General features: G+C 54.6%; 15 protein-coding genes and 5 tRNA genes. All 20 read left to right on the top strand.

Annotated features, from left to right (window positions below; all coding sequences use genetic code 11):
- Nucleotides 1–5 precede the first annotated feature (5 nt).
- Complete coding sequence (gene birA, locus ACJJI6_RS14330) at nt 6–1,007, top strand: bifunctional biotin--[acetyl-CoA-carboxylase] ligase/biotin operon repressor BirA (RefSeq protein ID WP_475710944.1); 1,002 nt, start codon at nt 6–8, stop codon at nt 1,005–1,007.
- Complete coding sequence (locus ACJJI6_RS14325; protein WP_445363120.1) at nt 1,004–1,741, top strand: type III pantothenate kinase; 738 nt, start codon at nt 1,004–1,006, stop codon at nt 1,739–1,741. The genes birA and ACJJI6_RS14325 overlap by 4 nt, the downstream gene beginning before the upstream one ends.
- 14 nt (nt 1,742–1,755) lie before the next feature.
- Complete coding sequence (locus tag ACJJI6_RS14320; RefSeq protein WP_475710942.1) at nt 1,756–2,445, top strand: SPOR domain-containing protein; 690 nt, start codon at nt 1,756–1,758, stop codon at nt 2,443–2,445.
- A gap of 192 nt (nt 2,446–2,637) precedes the next feature.
- Nucleotides 2,638–2,713 (top strand) — tRNA-Thr (locus ACJJI6_RS14315).
- 108 nt (nt 2,714–2,821) lie between these two features.
- Nucleotides 2,822–2,905: transfer RNA gene (locus ACJJI6_RS14310), tRNA-Tyr, on the top strand.
- Between the two features lie 56 nt (nt 2,906–2,961).
- Nucleotides 2,962–3,035 (top strand) — tRNA-Gly (locus ACJJI6_RS14305).
- Nucleotides 3,036–3,103: 68 nt separating this feature from the next.
- Nucleotides 3,104–3,178, top strand: a tRNA-Thr gene (locus ACJJI6_RS14300).
- A 129-nt stretch (nt 3,179–3,307) separates the two neighbouring features.
- Nucleotides 3,308–4,501 (top strand): elongation factor Tu, encoded by a 1,194-nt coding sequence (tuf, locus tag ACJJI6_RS14295; RefSeq protein WP_108731642.1) that lies wholly within the window; start codon nt 3,308–3,310, stop codon nt 4,499–4,501.
- 97 nt (nt 4,502–4,598) lie between these two features.
- A tRNA-Trp gene (locus ACJJI6_RS14290) sits at nt 4,599–4,674 on the top strand.
- Between the two features lie 116 nt (nt 4,675–4,790).
- Nucleotides 4,791–5,159, top strand: coding sequence for a preprotein translocase subunit SecE (secE, locus tag ACJJI6_RS14285; RefSeq protein WP_108731643.1), 369 nt, complete (start codon nt 4,791–4,793; stop codon nt 5,157–5,159).
- Between the two features lie 10 nt (nt 5,160–5,169).
- The gene (gene nusG / locus ACJJI6_RS14280; protein WP_108731644.1) at nt 5,170–5,703 is read left to right on the top strand and encodes a transcription termination/antitermination protein NusG; all 534 of its coding nucleotides are present in this window, start codon (nt 5,170–5,172) and stop codon (nt 5,701–5,703) included.
- A gap of 154 nt (nt 5,704–5,857) precedes the next feature.
- On the top strand, nt 5,858–6,289 hold the full coding sequence (gene rplK, locus ACJJI6_RS14275; protein WP_108731645.1) for a 50S ribosomal protein L11: 432 nt from the start codon (nt 5,858–5,860) through the stop codon (nt 6,287–6,289).
- On the top strand, nt 6,290–6,985 hold the full coding sequence (rplA, locus tag ACJJI6_RS14270; protein ID WP_108731646.1) for a 50S ribosomal protein L1: 696 nt from the start codon (nt 6,290–6,292) through the stop codon (nt 6,983–6,985).
- Nucleotides 6,986–7,262: 277 nt separating this feature from the next.
- Nucleotides 7,263–7,757, top strand: a complete 495-nt coding sequence (gene rplJ, locus ACJJI6_RS14265; protein ID WP_108731647.1) for a 50S ribosomal protein L10 — start codon at nt 7,263–7,265, stop codon at nt 7,755–7,757.
- Nucleotides 7,758–7,834: 77 nt separating this feature from the next.
- Nucleotides 7,835–8,203, top strand: coding sequence for a 50S ribosomal protein L7/L12 (rplL, locus tag ACJJI6_RS14260; RefSeq protein WP_282934403.1), 369 nt, complete (start codon nt 7,835–7,837; stop codon nt 8,201–8,203).
- A gap of 298 nt (nt 8,204–8,501) precedes the next feature.
- Nucleotides 8,502–12,575 carry a DNA-directed RNA polymerase subunit beta gene (gene rpoB / locus ACJJI6_RS14255; protein WP_444892716.1) on the top strand — a complete coding sequence of 1,358 codons (4,074 nt, stop codon included), beginning with the start codon at nt 8,502–8,504 and terminating at the stop codon, nt 12,573–12,575.
- 135 nt (nt 12,576–12,710) lie between these two features.
- Nucleotides 12,711–16,940, top strand: coding sequence for a DNA-directed RNA polymerase subunit beta' (gene rpoC, locus ACJJI6_RS14250; protein WP_282934401.1), 4,230 nt, complete (start codon nt 12,711–12,713; stop codon nt 16,938–16,940).
- A gap of 250 nt (nt 16,941–17,190) precedes the next feature.
- Nucleotides 17,191–17,565, top strand: a complete 375-nt coding sequence (gene rpsL, locus ACJJI6_RS14245; protein ID WP_108731651.1) for a 30S ribosomal protein S12 — start codon at nt 17,191–17,193, stop codon at nt 17,563–17,565.
- Between the two features lie 110 nt (nt 17,566–17,675).
- Complete coding sequence (gene rpsG, locus ACJJI6_RS14240) at nt 17,676–18,146, top strand: 30S ribosomal protein S7 (RefSeq protein ID WP_152451131.1); 471 nt, start codon at nt 17,676–17,678, stop codon at nt 18,144–18,146.
- 90 nt (nt 18,147–18,236) lie between these two features.
- The gene (fusA, locus tag ACJJI6_RS14235) at nt 18,237–20,342 is read left to right on the top strand and encodes an elongation factor G (RefSeq protein ID WP_444892717.1); all 2,106 of its coding nucleotides are present in this window, start codon (nt 18,237–18,239) and stop codon (nt 20,340–20,342) included.
- The last annotated feature ends 23 nt before the right edge of the window (nt 20,343–20,365 follow it).

Below are 20,365 nucleotides of genomic sequence, written 5' to 3'. Positions count from 1 at the left end.
ACAAATTGCAGGACGTCGCCGCAAAAACACCATTAGAACAGCTTCGCCCGGTGCTGGAGCTGCTGGCGGATGGGGAAATACACTCGGGAGAATCCCTCGGGAATGCGCTTGGTGTCAGCCGAGCCGCTGTTTGGAAACAACTACAAAAGCTCGAGAGCTACGGCCTGACGCTTGAGTCTGCTAAGGGGCGAGGTTATCGCTTGCCGGGAGGTCTCGACTTGCTATCTGAGCAGACTGTTACCAATCAGCTGGATGGTTCAGCCCGAGCTCTACTGCGCGAGTTGCGGGTTTTTGATGAGTTGAGTTCAACGAACTCGCTGTTATTGGAGCGTTTTGAAGAAGGTAAGGGGCACGCGGTAGCGATTCTCGCCGAGCGGCAAAGTGCCGGCCGGGGTCGCCGTGGTCGCAATTGGGTCAGCCCGTATGCCACAAGTATCAGCCTCTCAGTGGGCTGGGAGTTTAATGGCGGTGTACAAAGCCTGGAGGGGTTGAGTCTCGCCGTCGGTGTTGCTGTGGCAAAAGCGCTCGAGCGTTTTTCTGTACCTGGTGTGCGCCTGAAGTGGCCAAATGATGTGTGGTGCCAGGGCCGTAAATTGGCCGGTGTATTACTTGAGCTAAAAGGGGATTTAACCGACCGCTGTTCAGTAGTTATCGGCATTGGGTTGAATAATGGTCTCAACGCAAAGACAGCAGAGGAGATTGATCAACCATGGGCAGATCTCCAGCAAGTCCGTCCTGGTATTGGCCGCAGTGAATTAACTGCGGCGATACTCAGCGAGCTGTTACCGATGCTGGAAACTTACCCGGAAGGGGGCTTCGCCGCTTACCGGGAATCGTGGTCAACCCTAGACCAGTTTGCCGGGCAGCCAGTTCAGTTGCGGTCAGGTAATTTGAGCTGGGAAGGTGTTGCGGCCGGTGTCGATGAAAAAGGAGCCTTGTTACTCGACACTGATAAAGGGCAAAAGTCATTTCATGGGGGGGAAATCTCGTTGCGGGGGCAGGTGTGATTCTAGAGCTGGATGTCGGCAATACACGGGGTAAGTGGCGCTACCTGGTCGAAGGCGAGGTAATTGCCCGTGGTGATATCGAAACTGGGCAGTTGCGCCAGCAGATTTTGCCTGAGGGTTGGGCAGAGTTAACCCCCTACCGTTTTCGGGTAGTGAATGTCGCCGGTCCCGTTGTTGCTGAATTCTTGAGTCAGGTGGCCCGAGACCTGTTCACACTGGAGGCTGAATTCTCGGCAGTAGCGCCCCAATGTGCCGGTGTTATCTGTGGGTATGAAGACCACTCCGCCCTGGGGGTGGATCGGTGGCTGGCAATGTTGGCGGCCTACCAGCAATCTCCCCGAGCATCATTAATTGTGGATTGCGGCAGTGCGGTCACCTTAGATTTGCTGGACAATAGCGGGCGCCACATTGGGGGATATATCGTTCCCGGTTTCGGATTGATGAATCGCGTTCTCAGTGTCGATACCCATGCAGCAAAGAGTCGTGAGGCACTGGCCCTGACAAAAACATTGGGCGCGGGACGTAATACCAATGAGGCGATAAACCGTGGCCTCTTGCTGATGGTGTTGGGTGCGGTTGATCGAGCAATGGAAGAATTGCAGGTCCACTCCGGTTCCCCCCCTTTATTGTGGTTAACCGGTGGGGATGCGCAGTTGCTCTCCGCAGTTTACCAGCACGAACATCGCCTGGTTCCTGATTTGGTGATGGATGGGTTGGCCCTTAGTAATCCATAAAAATTTACTCTGTTATGCGCTGGATAGCCCTTTCTTTAGTCGCCCTGAACGCTGTGCTTTTTGCCTGGTATATGTTGGTGGCGCCGTCTCCGCAGTTAAGTAGCGGCAAGAGCCCGATCCCTCACGAGTCGGAGGGAAAGAAAATTACCCTCGTTAGCGAAATATCCCCTGAAGAGCTGCCTGCTCCAGAGAAGGCTGGGGCACTGAGTAAGGAGTCCTTTGAGGTTGAGCAGCTTTGTACGCTGTTGGGGCCTTTCGCGGAGGAGTACCAGGGCGAGAATCTCTTGCAGCGAATCCGGTCCCTTCAGGTTAAGGCCGAACTGCGTGATATAGAAATGCAGGGGCAGATGCGCTACTGGGTATATCTGCCGCCACTGAGTTCGAGGCGGGAGGCCTACAACCGCTTGCGTGAACTACAGTCTCAGGGGATCGACAGCTATGTCATTCCCAAAGGCGCATTGGAAAATGGCATTTCATTTGGGATTTTCAGTGAGCGAGCCCGAGCTGAGTCCCATACCGCCGTTTTGAAAGAGAGGGGGGTTACCGCGCAGTTCAAGGAGGAGCCGCAAACCTATATGGAGCGGTGGATAGTTATGCCCCCTGGCAGCACAGAAAGTCTTGCAGAAGAATTTTGGCGACAACTGCAAAGTGAATACCCGAATCTGGATCGGCGCCCAAATCTTTGTTCTGAAGTACTTGGCTAACAAAAAAGCAGATTTATCAGAAAATCATCAGGTGGCGTCTCGAATCGCTGTTTTTTTCAACAAGTTGGAATAGGCGACATAAAAAATATGATTTATCTGCAAAAAGGGTGTTGCGTGTCGAGATAAGTTCCCATAGAATCCCGCCTCCATTGACGAGGGTGACATAACAACTTCGGCAATGAACGGGATAGGGCTGGCGTAGCTCAGTTGGTAGAGCAGCTGACTTGTAATCAGCCGGTCGGGGGTTCGACTCCTCTCGCCAGCTCCATTTTCATCCCGTTGCTGTCAAAATTAGGTTTCGCTGCTAAGTATGTGAAATTTAAAGAAAAATTGTTGACAGCGCAGCGAGATGTGTAGACAATGCACACCGCTTTGAGCAGGGGTTCCCGAGTGGCCAAAGGGATCAGACTGTAAATCTGACGCGAAAGCTTCGGTGGTTCGAATCCACCCCCCTGCACCATATTACACCTTAGGGTGTTGCGCGAAATCGAAGGGTTTCGCATGGAGGTCCCGAAAGCGGGCATAGTTCAATGGTAGAACCTCAGCCTTCCAAGCTGATGATGCGGGTTCGATCCCCGCTGCCCGCTCCAAGTTTTGGGGTTGGTTGGAAGCTCTCCAGGGTGCAACACTTTAAGATGCCGTTATCGGCAAGATTTTAGCTCATGTAGCTCAGGGGTAGAGCACACCCTTGGTAAGGGTGAGGTCGGCGGTTCAAATCCGCCCATGAGCTCCATTTTATATGACCGCAAGAGTGAAAGCTCTTGCGGTTGTTTGTGTCCGGGGTCGGATTTTCCGGGTCGGATGTGCATGTTCTGGACGTGGGTGGTGCCGTTATCGGCTCGCCTATATATAGGAGGCTGCAATGGCAAAAGAAAAGTTTGAACGTTCCAAGCCCCACGTGAACGTGGGCACCATCGGTCACGTTGACCACGGTAAAACCACCCTGACCGCTGCTCTGACCCGCGTATGTGCGGAAGTTTGGGGCGGTGACGCTGTTGCTTTCGACGGTATCGACAATGCACCGGAAGAGCGTGAGCGCGGTATCACCATCGCTACTTCTCACGTTGAGTACGAGTCCCCGACTCGCCACTACGCTCACGTAGATTGCCCGGGACACGCCGACTACGTTAAGAACATGATCACCGGTGCTGCTCAGATGGACGGCGCTATCCTGGTTTGTTCCGCAGCTGACGGCCCCATGCCGCAGACTCGTGAGCACATCCTGCTTTCCCGTCAGGTAGGTGTACCTTACATCGTTGTATTCCTGAACAAAGCGGACATGGTAGACGACGAAGAGCTGCTCGAGCTGGTAGAAATGGAAGTTCGCGAACTTCTGGATCAGTACGAGTTCCCAGGTGACGACACTCCGATCATCGTTGGTTCCGCTCTGATGGCCCTGAACGGCGAAGACGACAACGAAATGGGTACTACCGCTGTTAAGAAGCTGGTAGAGACTCTGGACGAGTACATCCCTGAGCCAGAGCGCGCTGTAGATCAGCCGTTCCTGATGCCGATCGAAGACGTATTCTCTATCTCTGGCCGTGGTACTGTTGTAACTGGTCGTGTAGAGCGCGGTGTGATCAACACTGGCGACGAGATCGAAATCGTTGGTATCAAAGAAACCACTACTACTACCTGTACTGGTGTTGAAATGTTCCGCAAGCTGCTTGACGAAGGTCGTGCTGGTGAGAACATCGGCGCACTGCTGCGCGGCACCAAGCGTGACGAAGTAGAGCGTGGTCAGGTACTGGCTAAGCCGGGCTCCATCACTCCGCACACCAAGTTCGAAGCGGAAGTGTATGTACTGTCCAAGGACGAAGGTGGTCGTCACACCCCGTTCTTCAAAGGCTACCGTCCTCAGTTCTACTTCCGTACTACCGACGTAACTGGTGCGGTAGAGCTGCCGGAAGGTACTGAAATGGTAATGCCGGGCGACAACATTCAAATGGTTGTTACCCTGATCGCTCCGATCGCCATGGAAGACGGTCTGCGCTTCGCTATCCGCGAAGGTGGTCGTACCGTAGGTGCGGGCGTTGTTGCTAAGATCATTGAGTAATCTTTGATTTCTGCATCACAATATTCTATGTGGTGCACCAGGTGGGAGAGTTCCTGTAGCTCTCTCATCTTTGAGTGCGAAAGTGCTCACACTGTACAGGCCAGTAGTTCAATTGGTAGAGCACCGGTCTCCAAAACCGGGTGTTGGGGGTTCGAGTCCCTCCTGGCCTGCCATTTTTAATCACTCCGCTTAGATAAGCTTAGGGGTGTCGCAAAACCCTACTTGTCAGTGGGGCTTTTGTGTTTATGAGCGCTAAAAGATTATCTATAGTGCGCTAAGGGCTTCTTATATGAATGCTAAAACAGAAGCGAAAACCTTTCGTCTTGACGGTCTGAAGTGGTTGTTAATAGTGCTGCTGGTGGGCGGTGCTGTTGCAGGCAATTCATATTACGCCGAATTCCCTTTGTTTTACCGAGTGTTGGCAGTAACTGCCATCTGTCTGGTAGCTCTGGTTGTGGCTGTAAATACCGCCAAAGGCAATGCGTTGTGGCAACTGTTGCGCGAAGCGCAAACTGAAGTCAGGCGTGTGGTTTGGCCGACCCGCCAAGAAGCAACCCAGACCACAGCGATTGTGGTTGTTTTCGTGTTGATTATGGCGCTTATCTTGTGGGCGCTTGATTCGGCTCTGGGTTGGGCGGCTTCCAAATTTATCGGCTAAAGGTTGATACATGTCAAAGAATTGGTATGTGGTCCAGGCTTACTCGGGCTATGAGAAGCGTGTCGCCAGCTCCCTGAAAGAGCGCATTGAGCTGAACGAAATGGACCACCTGTTTGGTGAAGTCCTGGTTCCCACGGAAGAAGTGGTTGAGATGCGCGCAGGGCAAAAGCGTAAGAGTGAGCGCAAGTTTTTCCCGGGCTATGTCCTGGTAGAAATGGAATTGAATGACGATACCTGGCACTTGGTGAAAGAAACTCCCCGAGTACTGGGTTTTATCGGCGGTAAGGCGGATAAGCCAGCCCCGATCACTGACCGCGAAGCGCAGGCTATCCTGAATCGCATCGACGATTCCGCCGATAAGCCCAAGCCCAAGACTCTGTTTGAGCCCGGTGAAATGGTTCGAGTTATCGACGGTCCGTTTAATGATTTCAACGGTGTGGTTGAAGAGGTTAACTACGAGAAGAGTCGCTTGCGAGTGGCTGTGTTGATCTTCGGACGTTCCACCCCGGTTGAACTGGAGTTCAGTCAGGTAGAGAAGACCTGATTCCAGTATAAATTTTTTGCCCCCTTTCGCCGCGAGGTGGAAGGGGGTTTTCGCGTCCCCGAAAAATGAGTTTTCATTTCGGGGTTCGGGGAGCTTGCCCTTAAACCTTATGGCTGAGTGGCGGGCGTTAATACCCAACTAGAGGAGAGCTGTAATGGCTAAGAAAGTAGAAGCTTATATCAAGCTGCAAGTTAAGGCCGGTCAGGCCAACCCGAGTCCGCCCGTTGGTCCCGCACTGGGTCAGCACGGTGTGAACATCATGGAATTCTGTAAGGCGTTCAACGCCCAGACCCAGAGCCTCGAGCCAGGTCTGCCAGTTCCAGTTGTAATCTCTGTATACAACGACCGCTCCTTCACCTTCATCATGAAGTCGCCGCCCGCCGCTGTACTGCTGCGCAAGGCTGCCAAGATCAAGAGCGGTTCCGGTCGTCCGAACACTGAGAAAGTGGGTAAAGTAACCCGCGCTCAGCTGGAAGAGATCGTAGAAATGAAGAAAGCAGACCTGACTGCATCCGACTTGGACGCGGCCGTGCGCACTATCGCCGGTTCCGCTCGCAGCGCCGGTATCGAAGTGGAGGGTCTCTAAGTGGCTAAATTGAGCAAGCGTCAGCGCGTAATCGCTGAGAAGGTTGAAGCTGGTAAGGCTTACGGTATCGAAGAAGCCGTAGCCCTGCTGAAAGAGCTGTCCAACGTTAAGTTTGCAGAAACTGTAGACGCTTCTGTAAACCTGGGCATCGACCCACGTAAATCCGACCAGGCTGTTCGCGGTGCAACTACTCTGCCGCACGGTACTGGTAAAGAAGTTCGCGTAGCTGTTTTCACCCAGGGTGCTAACGCTGACGCCGCTAAAGAAGCGGGCGCTGACTTGATCGGTATGGACGAGCTGGCTGCCGACGTTAAAGCAGGCAAGATGGACTTCGACGTAGTAATCGCTTCCCCCGATGCGATGCGCGTTGTAGGTCAACTGGGTCAAATCCTCGGCCCGCGCGGCCTGATGCCGAACCCGAAGACTGGCACTGTAACTCCAGACGTTGCTACTGCGGTTAAAAATGCCAAAGCTGGTCAGGTGCGTTTCCGCGCTGACAAAGGCGGCATTATCCACGGTGGTATCGGTAAAGTGGCTTTCGATGCGAACTCTCTGAAAGAGAACCTGGAAGCTCTGGTTGCCGACCTGAAGAAAGCCAAGCCGGCTTCTGCAAAAGGTGTATATCTGAAGAAAATCACCCTGAGCACCACTATGGGCCCGGGTCTGGTTATCGATCAGTCTTCCCTGAATATCTAAATATCACTGCGGGGTGTGATCACCTCTCAGTAAATCGAACTTTGGGGTCCACCTGAATGCTTCGGCAGAAGGTGGGCCGTCAAAGACCGTAGGTGTCAGGTGCGTTTAGGTTTAACGTGCCTGGCTTAATCCGAACTTCGGCCAGGTTGGCCATTGCGAGGTTCGAGCCTACGCAGACGGTGTCGCCCAAACCAGTATTTTTACTGGATTTGAGCTTTATGCACCGGAACGGATCGGACGTTTAAGTCCGGTTTTTTTCAAATCCAGGAGTGACACTATGGCTATTGGACTCGAAGACAAGAAAGCGATTGTCGCAGATGTCCAGCAAGCTGCTGAAAGTGCTCTGTCTGCGGTTGTTGCGGATTCCCGCGGCGTAACCGTGAATGACATGACCACTCTGCGCAAAGAGGCTCGCGAGAACGGCGTTTGGTTGAAAGTCGTCCGCAATACTCTGGCGCGTCGCGCTCTGGCAGGTACCGAATACGAATGTCTGACTGACAAATTCGTAGGTCCTAGCATCATTGCATTCTCTAACGAACACCCAGGTGCCGGCGCGCGCATCCTGAGCCAGTTCGCTAAAGGCAATGACAAGCTGGAACTGAAAGGTGCTGCCTTCGAAGGCGCGATCACCGACGTCGCATTGTTGGCAAGCCTGCCGACTTACGACGAGGCGATCGCCAAGCTGATGAGCGTGTTGAAAGAAGCATCTGCTGGCAAGCTGGTTCGCACTATTGCGGCCGTTCGCGACCAAAAAGAGCAGGAAGCTGCGTAATTTTTTCGCTAGAGCGAATCGCAGTTTCAAAACGAAATACGAGCAGCTACTGCTCAAACCAATTCAGGTACTGAATCATGTCTCTGACTAAAGAAGATATCATCAATGCTGTTGCCGAAATGTCCGTTAAGGATGTTGTTGAGCTGATCGAAGCAATGGAAGAGAAATTCGGCGTAACTGCTGCTGCAGCAGTTGTAGCTGGCCCAGCTGGTGGCGAAGCTGCCGCTGAAGAGAAAGACTCTTTCGACGTAATCCTGACCTCCCCAGGTGACAAGAAAGTGAACGTGATCAAAGTTGTTCGCGGCATCACTGGCCTGGGCTTGAAAGAAGCTAAAGGTCTGGTAGACGGCGCTCCGAGCCCGCTGAAAGAAGGCGTAAGCAAAGACGAAGCTGAAGCAGCTAAGAAAGAGCTGGAAGAAGCTGGCGCAGTTGTAGAACTGAAGTAATTCGGTTCTTGCGTCTCCCGCTAGCTGTCGCGTAAAGCGGCGGGTAGCGGTAAGGCTGGTGGACTTTTGTCCGCCGGCCTTTTTGCCGTTTGCGGTACTGAGGTTTTTACCGGTGCCGGCGGGATTTAAAAACCGTGGCAAACCTCATTTAACCATAGCGCAGTAGCGCTACCCAAAAGCAAGCGGAGAGGTTTCTGGCCAGTGCAGGCAAGTTGCATTGACCAGAGGCTTCTCGCCCGGAGGGGCTCTGGACTGGAGTCCCACGAAGTCTTGTCACTGATCAAGCTGGGGAATTTGAATGGCTTACTCATATACTGAGAAAAAACGTATCCGCAAGGATTTTGGCAAACTGCCTAAGGTCATGGATGTGCCCTTTCTGCTTGCGATACAGCTCGATTCTTATCGCAACTTTACACAGGCCGACAAGCGCCCCGACGACCGTATGGACGTTGGCCTGCAAGCGGCGTTTAAATCTGTATTTCCGATTGTCAGCTATTCCGGCAATGCCGCCCTGGAGTACGTAAGTTATACGCTGGGTAAGCCCGCTTTTGACGTTAAGGAATGTACCCTGCGCGGCGTAACCTATGCATGTCCGCTGCGCGTGCGTGTGCGTCTGATTATTTACGATAAAGAATCTGCGAATAAGTCCATTAAGGACATTAAAGAGCAGGAAGTTTACATGGGCGAGATTCCGCTCATGACCGACAACGGTACCTTCGTAATCAATGGTACCGAGCGCGTTATCGTATCCCAGCTGCACCGTTCCCCGGGTGTATTCTTCGATCACGACAAAGGCAAGACTCACTCTTCCGGTAAGCTGTTGTACGCCGCGCGTGTCATCCCCTACCGTGGCTCATGGCTGGACTTCGAGTTCGATCCGAAAGACCTGGTATTCGTGCGTATCGATCGTCGCCGTAAATTGCCAGCGACTATTCTGCTGCGCGCCCTGGGTTACACCTCCCAGGAAATGCTGGAAATGTTCTTCGAGACCAGCACCTTTGAGCTGTTGGAAGACCGTGTCAGCCTGGAGCTGATTCCATCCCGCCTGCGCGGTGATGTTGCTTCTTTTGACATCAAAGACGGCCAGGGCAAGGTGATTGTCGAAGAGGGTCGCCGTATTACCCCGCGTCATATCCGTCAGTTGGAAAAGGCCGGCGTAGAAAAGCTGGAAGCACCGCTCGAGTACCTGTTTGGCCGTGTACTGGCGAACGACATCATCGATGAGTCCACCGGTGAGATCGCGATCGACTGTAACACCGAGATTACTGATGAAGTAATCGCCAAGCTGCGTGTACTGAACGTTAAGAGTTTCCAAACCCTGTACACCAACGACCTGGATCGCGGTCCGTTTATCTCCGACACCCTGCGTGCAGAGCCTTCTCGCACTGTGTTGGAAGCGCTGGTAGAGATCTACCGTATGATGCGCCCGGGCGAACCGCCCACCAAAGAGTCCGCAGAAGCGCTGTTCGAGAACTTGTTCTTTACCGACGAGCGTTACGACCTGTCCGCTGTTGGCCGCATGAAGTTCAACCGCCGCCTGGGTCGCGAAGACGAGACTGGCCCCGGCACTCTGAGCAAAGAAGATATCGTCGAAGTTCTGAAGACTCTGATCGATATCCGCAACGGTCAGGGCATGGTCGACGATATCGATCACCTGGGTAACCGTCGCGTGCGTTCCGTAGGCGAAATGGCTGAAAACCAGTTCCGCGTTGGCCTGGTACGTGTAGAGCGCGCTGTTAAAGAGCGCCTGTCCATGGCGGAGTCCGAGGGCCTGATGCCTCAGGACCTGATCAATGCCAAGCCGGTTGCCGCTGCCGTGAAGGAATTCTTCGGTTCCTCGCAGCTGTCCCAGTTTATGGACCAGAACAACCCGCTGTCGGAAGTGACTCACAAGCGTCGTGTTTCCGCCCTCGGCCCGGGTGGTTTGACCCGTGAGCGCGCTGGCTTTGAGGTGCGCGATGTGCACCCGACTCACTACGGCCGCGTATGTCCGATTGAGACGCCGGAAGGACCGAACATCGGTCTGATTAACTCCCTGGCCACTTACGCCCGCGCTAACCATTACGGTTTCCTCGAGAGCGCCTACCGCAAAGTGGTCGATGGCAAGGTAACTGATGAAATTGCGTACCTGTCCGCGATCAATGAAGCCAACTTCATTATTGCCCAGGCGTCTGCGGAAGTAGACGACAACGGTAACTTTGTTGATGACCTGATCAGCGTGCGTCACCAGGGCGAATTTACCCTGAAAGCACCGGGCGAAATCCAGTATATGGATGTTTCCGCCAAGCAGGTGGTTTCCGTAGCTGCGGCGATGATTCCATTCCTCGAGCACGATGACGCCAACCGTGCATTGATGGGATCGAACATGCAACGTCAGGCGGTACCGACCCTGCGCGCTGAAAAGCCGTTGGTGGGCACCGGTATGGAGCGCACTGTAGCGCGCGACTCCGGCGTGTGTGTGGTTGCCAAGCGCGGCGGCATTATTGAGCGCGTTGATTCCAGCCGTGTGGTTGTTCGCGTGGCCGACGCTGAGGTGGAAGCTGGTGATGCAGGTGTGGATATCTACAACCTGACCAAATACATCCGCTCCAACCAGAATACCTGTATCAACCAGCGCCCGATCGTTAATACCGGTGATCGTGTAGTCCGTGGCGATATCCTCGCCGATGGTCCCTCTGTAGACCTGGGTGAGCTGGCTCTGGGCCAGAATATGCGCATCGCATTTATGCCCTGGAATGGTTACAACTTTGAGGACTCCATCCTCATCAGTGAGCGCGTTGTACAGGAAGACCGCTTCACCACCATCCACATTCAGGAGCTGACCTGTATTGCCCGCGATACCAAGCTGGGCAGTGAGGAAATTACTGCGGATATCCCCAATGTGGGCGAATCTGCCCTGAATAAGCTGGACGAGTCCGGCATCGTATACATCGGTGCAGAAGTAGGCGCTGGCGATATCCTGGTAGGTAAGGTCACTCCGAAGGGCGAAGCCCAGCTGACTCCAGAAGAAAAACTGCTGCGCGCAATCTTCGGGGAGAAAGCTTCCGACGTTAAGGACACTTCCCTGCGTGCGCCCAGTGGCACTCGCGGTACCGTGATCGACGTTCAGGTATTTACCCGCGACGGCCTGCAGAAAGACCAGCGCTCCCTCGATATCGAGAAGTCACAGCTGGACGAGGTCCGCAAGGATCTGAACGAGGAATATCGCATTGTAGAAGGTGCGACCTTCGAGCGTCTGCAACAGGCTCTGCTGGGCCAAAAGGCCGCCGGTGGTAAGGGCGTTAAGAAGGGCGATGAGATGACCGCTGAAGTCCTCGCCGCTCTGCCGCGCGAAGACTGGTTCAAGCTGCGTATGGAAGACGACAGCCTGAACGATCAGCTGGAAAAAGCGGAAGCTCAGCTGAAAGAGCGTCGCAAGCTGCTCGACGAAGCCTTCGAAGACAAGAAGAAGAAACTGGAGTCCGGCGATGACCTGGCTCCGGGCGTGCTGAAAATCGTCAAGGTTTACCTGGCGATCAAACGCCGCATCCAGCCGGGCGACAAGATGGCCGGTCGTCACGGTAACAAAGGTGTTATCTCCGTAATCAAGCCCGTTGAGGACATGCCTTATGACCAAAACGGTGAGCCGGTAGATATCGTCCTGAACCCGCTGGGCGTTCCCTCGCGGATGAACGTTGGTCAGGTTCTGGAAATGCACTTGGGCATGGCCGCTAAAGGCCTCGGCGTTAAAGTCGACAAGATGATCAAGGAGCAGCAGGAAATCGCCAAGGTGCGCGGATTCCTGGAAGAGGTCTACAACTCCACTGGCGGACGCAAGGAAGAACTCGACGAGTTCTCCGATGAGGAAGTCATGACCATGGCGCAAAACCTGCGTCGCGGTGTACCTATGGCGACCCCGGTATTTGACGGTGCCGATGAAAGTGAGATCAAGCAGCTGCTGCGTCTTGCCGATATCCCGGACTCCGGTCAGATCACCCTGCACGACGGCCGCACCGGCGATGCTTTCGAGCGTCCGGTAACTGTGGGCTACATGTACATGCTGAAGCTGAACCACTTGGTAGACGACAAAATGCACGCGCGTTCTACCGGTTCCTACAGCCTGGTAACCCAGCAGCCGCTGGGCGGTAAAGCCCAGTTCGGTGGTCAGCGTTTCGGGGAGATGGAAGTGTGGGCGCTGGAAGCTTACGGCGCAGCATATACCCTGCAGGAAATGCTTACGGTTAAATCCGATGACGTGGAAGGCCGTACCAAGATGTACAAGAACATCGTGGACTCCGACCACCGCATGGAGCCGGGCATGCCGGAATCCTTCAACGTACTGGTTAAGGAAATCCGCTCTCTCGGTATGAACTTCGAGCTTGAGCACGAGTAAATCCGAACCCGTACCGAAGCCTGTTGGCAGGTGAAATGAGACAAGTGCCAGCGCCCCTCGAAGCAGTGGGGCAGCTGGCTAGCCCGGCGGCTAGTGCGAGTGCCGGGTTGACTACCCCCTAGTGGAGGAAAGGCCTTGAAAGATTTATTAAATCTGGTGAAGTCCCAGGAGCAGCTGGAAGAGTTTGATGCGATTCGTATCGGTCTGGCATCACCGGACATGATTCGCTCCTGGTCCTACGGCGAAGTGAAAAAGCCGGAGACCATCAACTACCGTACCTTCAAGCCTGAGCGTGAAGGCTTGTTCTGTGCCAAGATCTTTGGCCCGGTAAAAGACTACGAGTGCCTGTGCGGTAAGTACAAGCGCATGAAGCACCGCGGCATTATCTGTGAGAAGTGTGGCGTTGAAGTGACCAAGGCCAAGGTTCGCCGTGAGCGCATGGGTCACATCGAGCTGGCCAGCCCGGTTGCACACATCTGGTTCCTGAAGTCCCTGCCGTCCCGTATCGGCCTGCTGCTGGACATGACCCTGCGCGATATCGAGCGCGTGCTGTACTTCGAATCTTACGTGGTTACCGAGCCGGGTATGACCACCCTGGAGCGCGGCCAGCTGCTGAATGACGAGCAGTACTTTGAGGCGATGGAAGAGTTCGCCGACGAGTTTGAAGCGAAGATGGGTGCAGAGGCGATCCAGGAGCTGATGGCGGACATCGAGCTGCCAGCGGAAATCCAGCGCCTGCGTGAAGAGATCCCTGCGACCAACTCCGAAACCAAGATCAAGAAACTGTCCAAGCGCCTGAAGCTGCTGGAAGCCTTCTACAAGTCCGGCAACAACCCGGAGTGGATGGTGATGAAGGCTCTGCCGGTTCTGCCGCCGGATCTGCGCCCGCTGGTACCGCTGGATGGCGGTCGTTTCGCGACCTCCGATCTGAACGACCTCTACCGTCGTGTGATCAACCGTAACAACCGTCTGAAGCGTCTACTTGAGCTGAACGCGCCGGACATTATCGTGCGCAACGAAAAGCGCATGCTGCAGGAATCTGTTGACGCACTGCTGGATAACGGCCGTCGTGGTCGCGCCATCACCGGCTCCAACAAGCGCCCGCTGAAGTCCCTGGCTGACATGATTAAAGGTAAGCAGGGTCGTTTCCGTCAGAACCTGCTGGGTAAGCGTGTTGACTACTCCGGTCGTTCCGTGATCGTGGTAGGTCCGACCCTGCGTCTGCATCAGTGTGGTCTGCCCAAGAAGATGGCACTGGAACTGTTTAAGCCGTTTATCTTTGGCAAGCTGGAATCCCGTGGCCTGGCCACTACGATCAAAGCTGCCAAGAAGATGGTTGAACGCGAGGAAGCTGTCGTTTGGGATATCCTCGACGAAGTGATCCGCGAGCACCCGGTACTGCTTAACCGTGCACCGACCCTTCACCGTCTGGGTATCCAGGCGTTTGAACCGGTACTGATTGAAGGTAAGGCAATCCAGCTGCACCCGCTGGTTTGTGCGGCCTATAACGCCGACTTCGACGGTGACCAGATGGCGGTACACGTACCGCTGACGATCGAAGCGCAGCTGGAATCCCGCGCGCTGATGATGTCCACCAACAACATCCTGTCGCCTGCCAACGGTGAGCCGATCATCGTACCGTCCCAGGACGTGGTACTGGGTCTGTACTGGATGACCCGTGAGCGCGTTAACGATAAAGGCGAAGGCATGTTCTTCTCCGATATCAAAGAAGTGAGCCGTGCTTTCTACGCCAAGCAGGTTGGTCTGCAAGCGAAGATCAAGGTGCGTATCCGCGAAAATATCGTCGGCGAAGACGGTGAGAAGCACGAGACTATCTCCATTCAGGACACCACTGTAGGCCGCGCGCTGCTGTGGAATATCGTGCCGGAAGGCCTGCCGTTTGCGCACGTCAACCAGCCGATGAAGAAAAAGGCGATCTCCCGCGCCCTGAACGAGTGCTACCGCAAGGTAGGCCTGAAGGCGACGGTTATTTTTGCCGACCAGCTGATGTACACCGGTTTCGACTTCTCTACCAAGTCCGGTTCCTCCATTGGTGTGAACGACTTTGAGATTCCGGCTGAGAAAGCTGAGCTGATCGATGCCGCTGAAGCGGAAGTGAAAGAGATTGAAAGCCAGTTTGCTTCCGGCCTGGTAACCCAGGGTGAGAAGTACAATAAGGTTATCGACGTTTGGTCCCGTACCAACGACAAGGTAACCCAGGCGATGATGGCCGGTATCAAGAAAGAGAAGGTGATCGACCGCGAGGGCAACGAGACCAAGCAGGACTCCTTCAACTCTGTATATATGTACGCAGACTCCGGTGCTCGTGGTTCTGAAGCTCAGATCCGTCAGCTCGCGGGTATGCGTGGTCTGATGGCCCGTCCGGATGGCTCCATTATCGAGAACGCCATTACGGCAAACTTCCGTGAAGGTCTGACTGTACAGCAGTACTTCATCTCGACCCACGGTGCTCGTAAAGGTCTTGCGGATACCGCACTGAAAACCGCTAACTCCGGTTACCTGACCCGTCGTTTGGTTGACGTGGCCCAGGACGTGGTAATTACCGAGCTGGATTGTGGCACCGACGATGGTCTGACCATGGCGCCGGTAATCGAGGGCGGTGACGTTATCGAATCTCTCGGTGACCGTATCCTCGGCCGTGTAGTGGCCCGCGATGTACTGAAACCGGGCAGTGATGAAATCGCCGTTTCTGCCGGCACTATGATCGACGAGAAGTGGGTAGAGCGCATCGAAGCCATGGGCATCGATGAGGTTCTGGTTCGCTCCCCGATCACCTGTGAGACTGCACACGGTATCTGTGCCCAGTGTTACGGCCGCGACCTGGCCCGTGGCCACCGCGCCAACCCGGGTGAGTCTGTGGGCGTTGTTGCCGCACAGTCCATCGGTGAGCCGGGCACCCAGCTGACCATGCGTACCTTCCACATCGGTGGTGCTGCAAGCCGTGCCTCCGCTGCGGACAGCATCCAGGTGAAGCAGGGCGGTACCGTACGTCTGCACAATGTTAAGACGGTTAAAACCGAAGTCGGCACTCTGGTAGCCGTGTCCCGTTCCGGTGAGCTGGCGATTGCCGACAGCGCCGGTCGCGAGCGCGAGCGCTACAAGCTGCCTTACGGTGCTGTGATCAGCGTCTATGAAGGTGCCGAGGTAGACGGTGGCCAGATCGTGGCCAAGTGGGACCCGCACACCCACCCGATCATCACCGAGGTTGCCGGTTGGGTGAAACTGTCCGGTATGGAAGAAGGGCTCTCCATCCGCAAGCAGACCGACGATATCACTGGCCTGTCTTCTATCGAGATTATCGATCCGGCCGAGCGCCCGGCAGCGGGTAAAGATCTGCGCCCAGCGGTAACCCTGCTGGATGAGAACGGCGAAGAGCTGACTCTGGCTAACAGTAATGCGCCTGCGCACTACGCCTTGCCGCCGCGTGCAATCCTCAGCCTGGCTGAAGGTAAGCAGGTGAACGTGGGTGACGTAATTGCACGTATTCCGCAGGAATCCGGCGGTACCAAGGATATCACCGGTGGTCTGCCCCGCGTTGCCGACCTGTTTGAAGCGCGTAAGCCGAAAGAGCCGTCCATTCTGGCGGAAATTTCCGGTACCGTTTCCTTCGGTAAAGAGACCAAAGGCAAGGTTCGTCTGCAGATTACTCCGCGTGACGGCAAGCCGCTGGCCAATGGTAAGGACCACTACGAGGTTCTGATTCCAAAGCATCGCCAGCTGACCGTGTTCGAAGGTGAAACCGTAGAGAAGGGTGAGGTTATCTCCGATGGCCCGTCCAACCCGCACGATATTTTGCGCCTGAAAGGTGTTGAAGAGCTGGCTCGCTACATCACCAACGAGATCCAGGAGGTTTACCGCCTCCAGGGTGTAGGCATTAACGATAAGCACATCGAAACCATCGTGCGTCAGATGCTGCGTAAAGTTGAAGTCACCGAGATGGGTGATTCCAGCTTGATTAAGGGCGACCAGGTTGAATACCAGCGCGTGATCGAAGAGAACGAACAGCTGCGTGCCGAGAACAAGCAGCCCGCTCAGTTCGAACGCCTGCTGCTGGGTATTACCAAAGCGTCCCTGGCAACTGAGTCCTTCCTGTCAGCGGCTTCGTTCCAGGAAACCACTCGCGTTCTGACCGAAGCGGCGGTAACTGGTAAGGAAGACAACCTGCGCGGCTTGAAAGAGAACGTGGTTGTGGGTCGCTTGATCCCGGCTGGTACCGGTCTGGCTTACCACAGCGAGCGCAAGCGCAAGCGCAGCCTGCAGTTGGAAGAGGCCTTCGGTGAAGGACCTTCCGCAGCTGAGGTTGAAGCAGCTCTGACTGAGGCACTGAAGTCCTCAGGCGAATAAGGCGTATCCCACTCTATCTGTTGGTGGAGTGGGGTAGGTTGGGGCACTTAGGTGCCCGATCTGATATTGGCGACTGTCTGTGATGTAAGCACTTACTTCCGTCGCCGATTGACTAGGCGGGTTGTCGCTTATAGAATGCGGCCCCCGCTTATGTGGGGTGTTCCGTTTGATCCCAGGATCGGACGATACACACAGACGATAGGCCCTCACTGTTAGAGGTGGGGGCATTTTATTTTTGGAGTGATTTTTAATGGCAACGATCAACCAGTTGGTTCGTAAGCCGAGAAAACGCAAAGTTGAAAAAAGCGACGTTCCTGCTCTGCAGGCTAGCCCGCAGCGTCGCGGAGTTTGCACTCGTGTGTACACCACTACACCGAAGAAGCCGAACTCTGCACTGCGTAAGGTTTGCCGTGTGCGTCTGACCAGCGGTTACGAAGTAACTTCGTACATCGGTGGTGAAGGCCACAACCTGCAAGAGCACAGCGTGGTACTGATTCGCGGCGGTCGTGTAAAAGACCTGCCGGGTGTGCGCTACCACACTGTACGCGGTGCACTTGACTGTGCCGGCGTAAACGATCGCAAGCAGGGCCGTTCTAAGTACGGCGCCAAGCGTCCTAAAGGTTAATCACCTTTAACGATTTGCGTTTCGGTTTCCAACCGGAGTAAGGCTGAGCTCGCCGGATTGTAATGTTTTACGGCGGCGTCTCAGAATAACCCTGAAGAGAGGCAATACCCATGCCGAGAAGACGAGTAGTCGCCAAGCGCGAAGTGCTACCGGACCCCAAGTTCGGGAACGTCACCCTGGCCAAGTTCATGAACCACGTCATGATCAGCGGCAAGAAGTCAGTTGCAGAGCGTATCGTATACGGTGCACTTGAGACTATTTCTGAAAAATTGAACAAAGATCCGATCGAAGTATTCGAGGAATCTTTGGAAAATATCGCGCCTATGGTGGAAGTAAAGTCCCGCCGTGTTGGTGGTGCGACGTATCAGGTGCCTGTAGAAGTGCGCCCCTCGCGTCGTACGGCTCTGGCAATGCGTTGGTTGGTGGAGTTCTCCCGTAAGCGCGGTGAGAAATCTATGGCTCAGCGTCTGGCCAACGAAATGATCGATGCAGCCCAAAACAAGGGTGGCGCGGTCAAGAAGCGTGAAGATGTACACCGCATGGCAGAAGCCAACAAGGCATTCTCTCACTACCGCTTCTAAGTCTGATGAATACCAACATCGGAAATTAATACCGAAAGGCAGCACGGAAAATTCCAGGCTGCCTTTTGCCGTTATATCGAGGATACAACTGTGGCACGTAAAACGCCCATCGCACGTTACCGTAACATCGGTATCTGTGCCCACGTAGACGCCGGTAAAACCACTACTACCGAGCGCGTACTTTTCTACACTGGTCTATCCCACAAAATTGGTGAAGTACACGAAGGTGCTGCCACCATGGACTGGATGGAGCAGGAGCAGGAGCGTGGTATCACCATTACTTCTGCTGCAACTACCTGTTTCTGGTCTGGCATGCAGCAGCAGTTCGACCAGCACCGCGTAAACATCATCGATACCCCAGGACACGTTGACTTCACTATTGAAGTTGAGCGCTCCCTGCGCGTACTAGACGGTGCTGTTGTTGTACTGTGTGGCTCCTCTGGTGTTCAGCCTCAGACTGAAACCGTATGGCGCCAGGCGAACAAATACGAAGTACCGCGCATGGTATTCGTAAACAAAATGGACCGCGCCGGTGCGAACTACCGCAACGTTGTGAGCCAGCTGAAAGACCGCTTGAACGCGAATGCTGTACCTCTGCAGATGACCATCGGCTCTGAGGACGAGTTCAAGGGTGTTGTTGACCTGGTGAAGATGAAGGCCATTCTGTGGAATGAAGCCGACCAGGGCATGACTTTCGACTACGCTGACATCCCCGCTGAGCTGCAGGACGAGTGCGACGAAATGCGCGAGTACCTGGTAGAAGCGGCCGCTGAAGCCAGCGAAGAGTTGATGGAAAAATACCTGGAAGAAGGTGAGCTGTCCGAAGAAGAAATCAAGGCAGCTATCCGTCAGCGTACCCTGGCCAACGAAATTGTACCGGTTCTGGGCGGTTCTGCGTTCAAGAACAAGGGTGTACAGGCTGTACTGGACGCAGTTATCGAATACCTGCCGGCGCCGACTGAAGTTAAGGCGATCGAAGGTACTCTGGAAGATGGCGAAACTGTTGAGAGCCGCGAAGCTGACGACAATGCGCCGTTCGCTGCACTGGCGTTCAAAATTGCTACCGACCCCTTCGTTGGTACCCTGACTTTCTTCCGTGTTTACTCCGGTAAGCTGGAGAGCGGTACTGCGGTATACAACTCCGTAAAAATGAAGAAAGAGCGTGTCGGTCGTATGGTGCAAATGCACTCCAACGATCGTCAGGAAATTAAAGAAGTACTGGCTGGTGACATCGCTGCTGCGATTGGTCTGAAAGACGTAACCACTGGTGACACCCTGTGTGCCGAAGACAACAAGATTGTTCTGGAGCGTATGGAGTTCCCCGAGCCGGTAATTTCTGTTGCGGTTGAGCCCAAGTCCAAGCCGGACCAGGAAAAAATGGGTATTGCCCTCGGCAAGCTGGCCCAGGAAGATCCGTCCTTCCGCGTGAAGACTGACGAGGAAACCGGTCAGACCATTATCTCCGGTATGGGTGAATTGCACCTGGATATCATCGTTGACCGCATGAAGCGTGAGTTCAACGTTGAAGCGAACATCGGTAAGCCTCAGGTTGCCTACCGTGAAACTATCCGCAACACCTCTGAGATCGAAGGTAAGTTCGTTCGTCAGTCCGGTGGTCGCGGTCAGTACGGTCACGTATGGGTGAAGTTTGAGCCCGCCGAAGACGAGTCTCAGGAAGGTCTGGAATTCGTTAACGAAATCGTGGGCGGTGCGGTACCGAAGGAATACATTCCTGCGGTACAGAAAGGTATCGAAGAGCAGATGAAGAACGGTGTTCTGGCTGGCTACCCGCTGCTGGGCCTGAAGGCGACTCTGTACGACGGTTCCTTCCACGATGTGGACTCCAATGAAATGGCGTTTAAGATCGCCGGTTCTATGGCGACCAAGAAGCTGTCCAGTCAGGGCGGTGCGGTGCTGCTCGAGCCGATGATGAAGGTGGAAGTGGTAACTCCGGAAGAGAACATGGGTGATGTGGTTGGTGACCTCAACCGTCGCCGTGGCCTCATCCAGGGTATGGAAGACAACCCCTCCGGTAAGGTTGTCAATGCGGAAGTACCTCTGGCAGAAATGTTCGGTTACGCAACTGACCTGCGTTCTGCTACTCAGGGCCGTGCTACCTACACCATGGAATTCCTGAAGTACGCCGAAGCGCCGAAAAATGTTGCCGATGAGATCATCGCCAAGACTAAGGCCTAATTAACTTCTGCTTAAAGGGGGCC

The sequence above is a fragment of the Microbulbifer maximicatervae (SeqCode) genome (genome assembly GCF_056232625.1).
The sequence above is the reverse complement of the archived record's forward strand: the minus strand, read 5'-3'. Positions and strand labels throughout refer to the sequence as shown.

Excerpts from the sequence above, each read along its gene's own strand:
- rpsL (WP_108731651.1), top strand. The coding sequence starts at position 17,191 with ATGGCAACGATCAACCAGTTGGTTCGTAAGCCGAGAAAACGCAAAGTT.
- nusG (WP_108731644.1), top strand. The coding sequence starts at position 5,170 with ATGTCAAAGAATTGGTATGTGGTCCAGGCTTACTCGGGCTATGAGAAG.
- secE (WP_108731643.1), top strand. The coding sequence starts at position 4,791 with ATGAATGCTAAAACAGAAGCGAAAACCTTTCGTCTTGACGGTCTGAAG.
- tuf (WP_108731642.1), top strand. The coding sequence starts at position 3,308 with ATGGCAAAAGAAAAGTTTGAACGTTCCAAGCCCCACGTGAACGTGGGC.
- rpoB (WP_444892716.1), top strand. The coding sequence starts at position 8,502 with ATGGCTTACTCATATACTGAGAAAAAACGTATCCGCAAGGATTTTGGC.
- rpsG (WP_152451131.1), top strand. The coding sequence starts at position 17,676 with ATGCCGAGAAGACGAGTAGTCGCCAAGCGCGAAGTGCTACCGGACCCC.
- rplK (WP_108731645.1), top strand. The coding sequence starts at position 5,858 with ATGGCTAAGAAAGTAGAAGCTTATATCAAGCTGCAAGTTAAGGCCGGT.
- ACJJI6_RS14320 (WP_475710942.1), top strand. The coding sequence starts at position 1,756 with ATGCGCTGGATAGCCCTTTCTTTAGTCGCCCTGAACGCTGTGCTTTTT.
- rplJ (WP_108731647.1), top strand. The coding sequence starts at position 7,263 with ATGGCTATTGGACTCGAAGACAAGAAAGCGATTGTCGCAGATGTCCAG.
- rplL (WP_282934403.1), top strand. The coding sequence starts at position 7,835 with ATGTCTCTGACTAAAGAAGATATCATCAATGCTGTTGCCGAAATGTCC.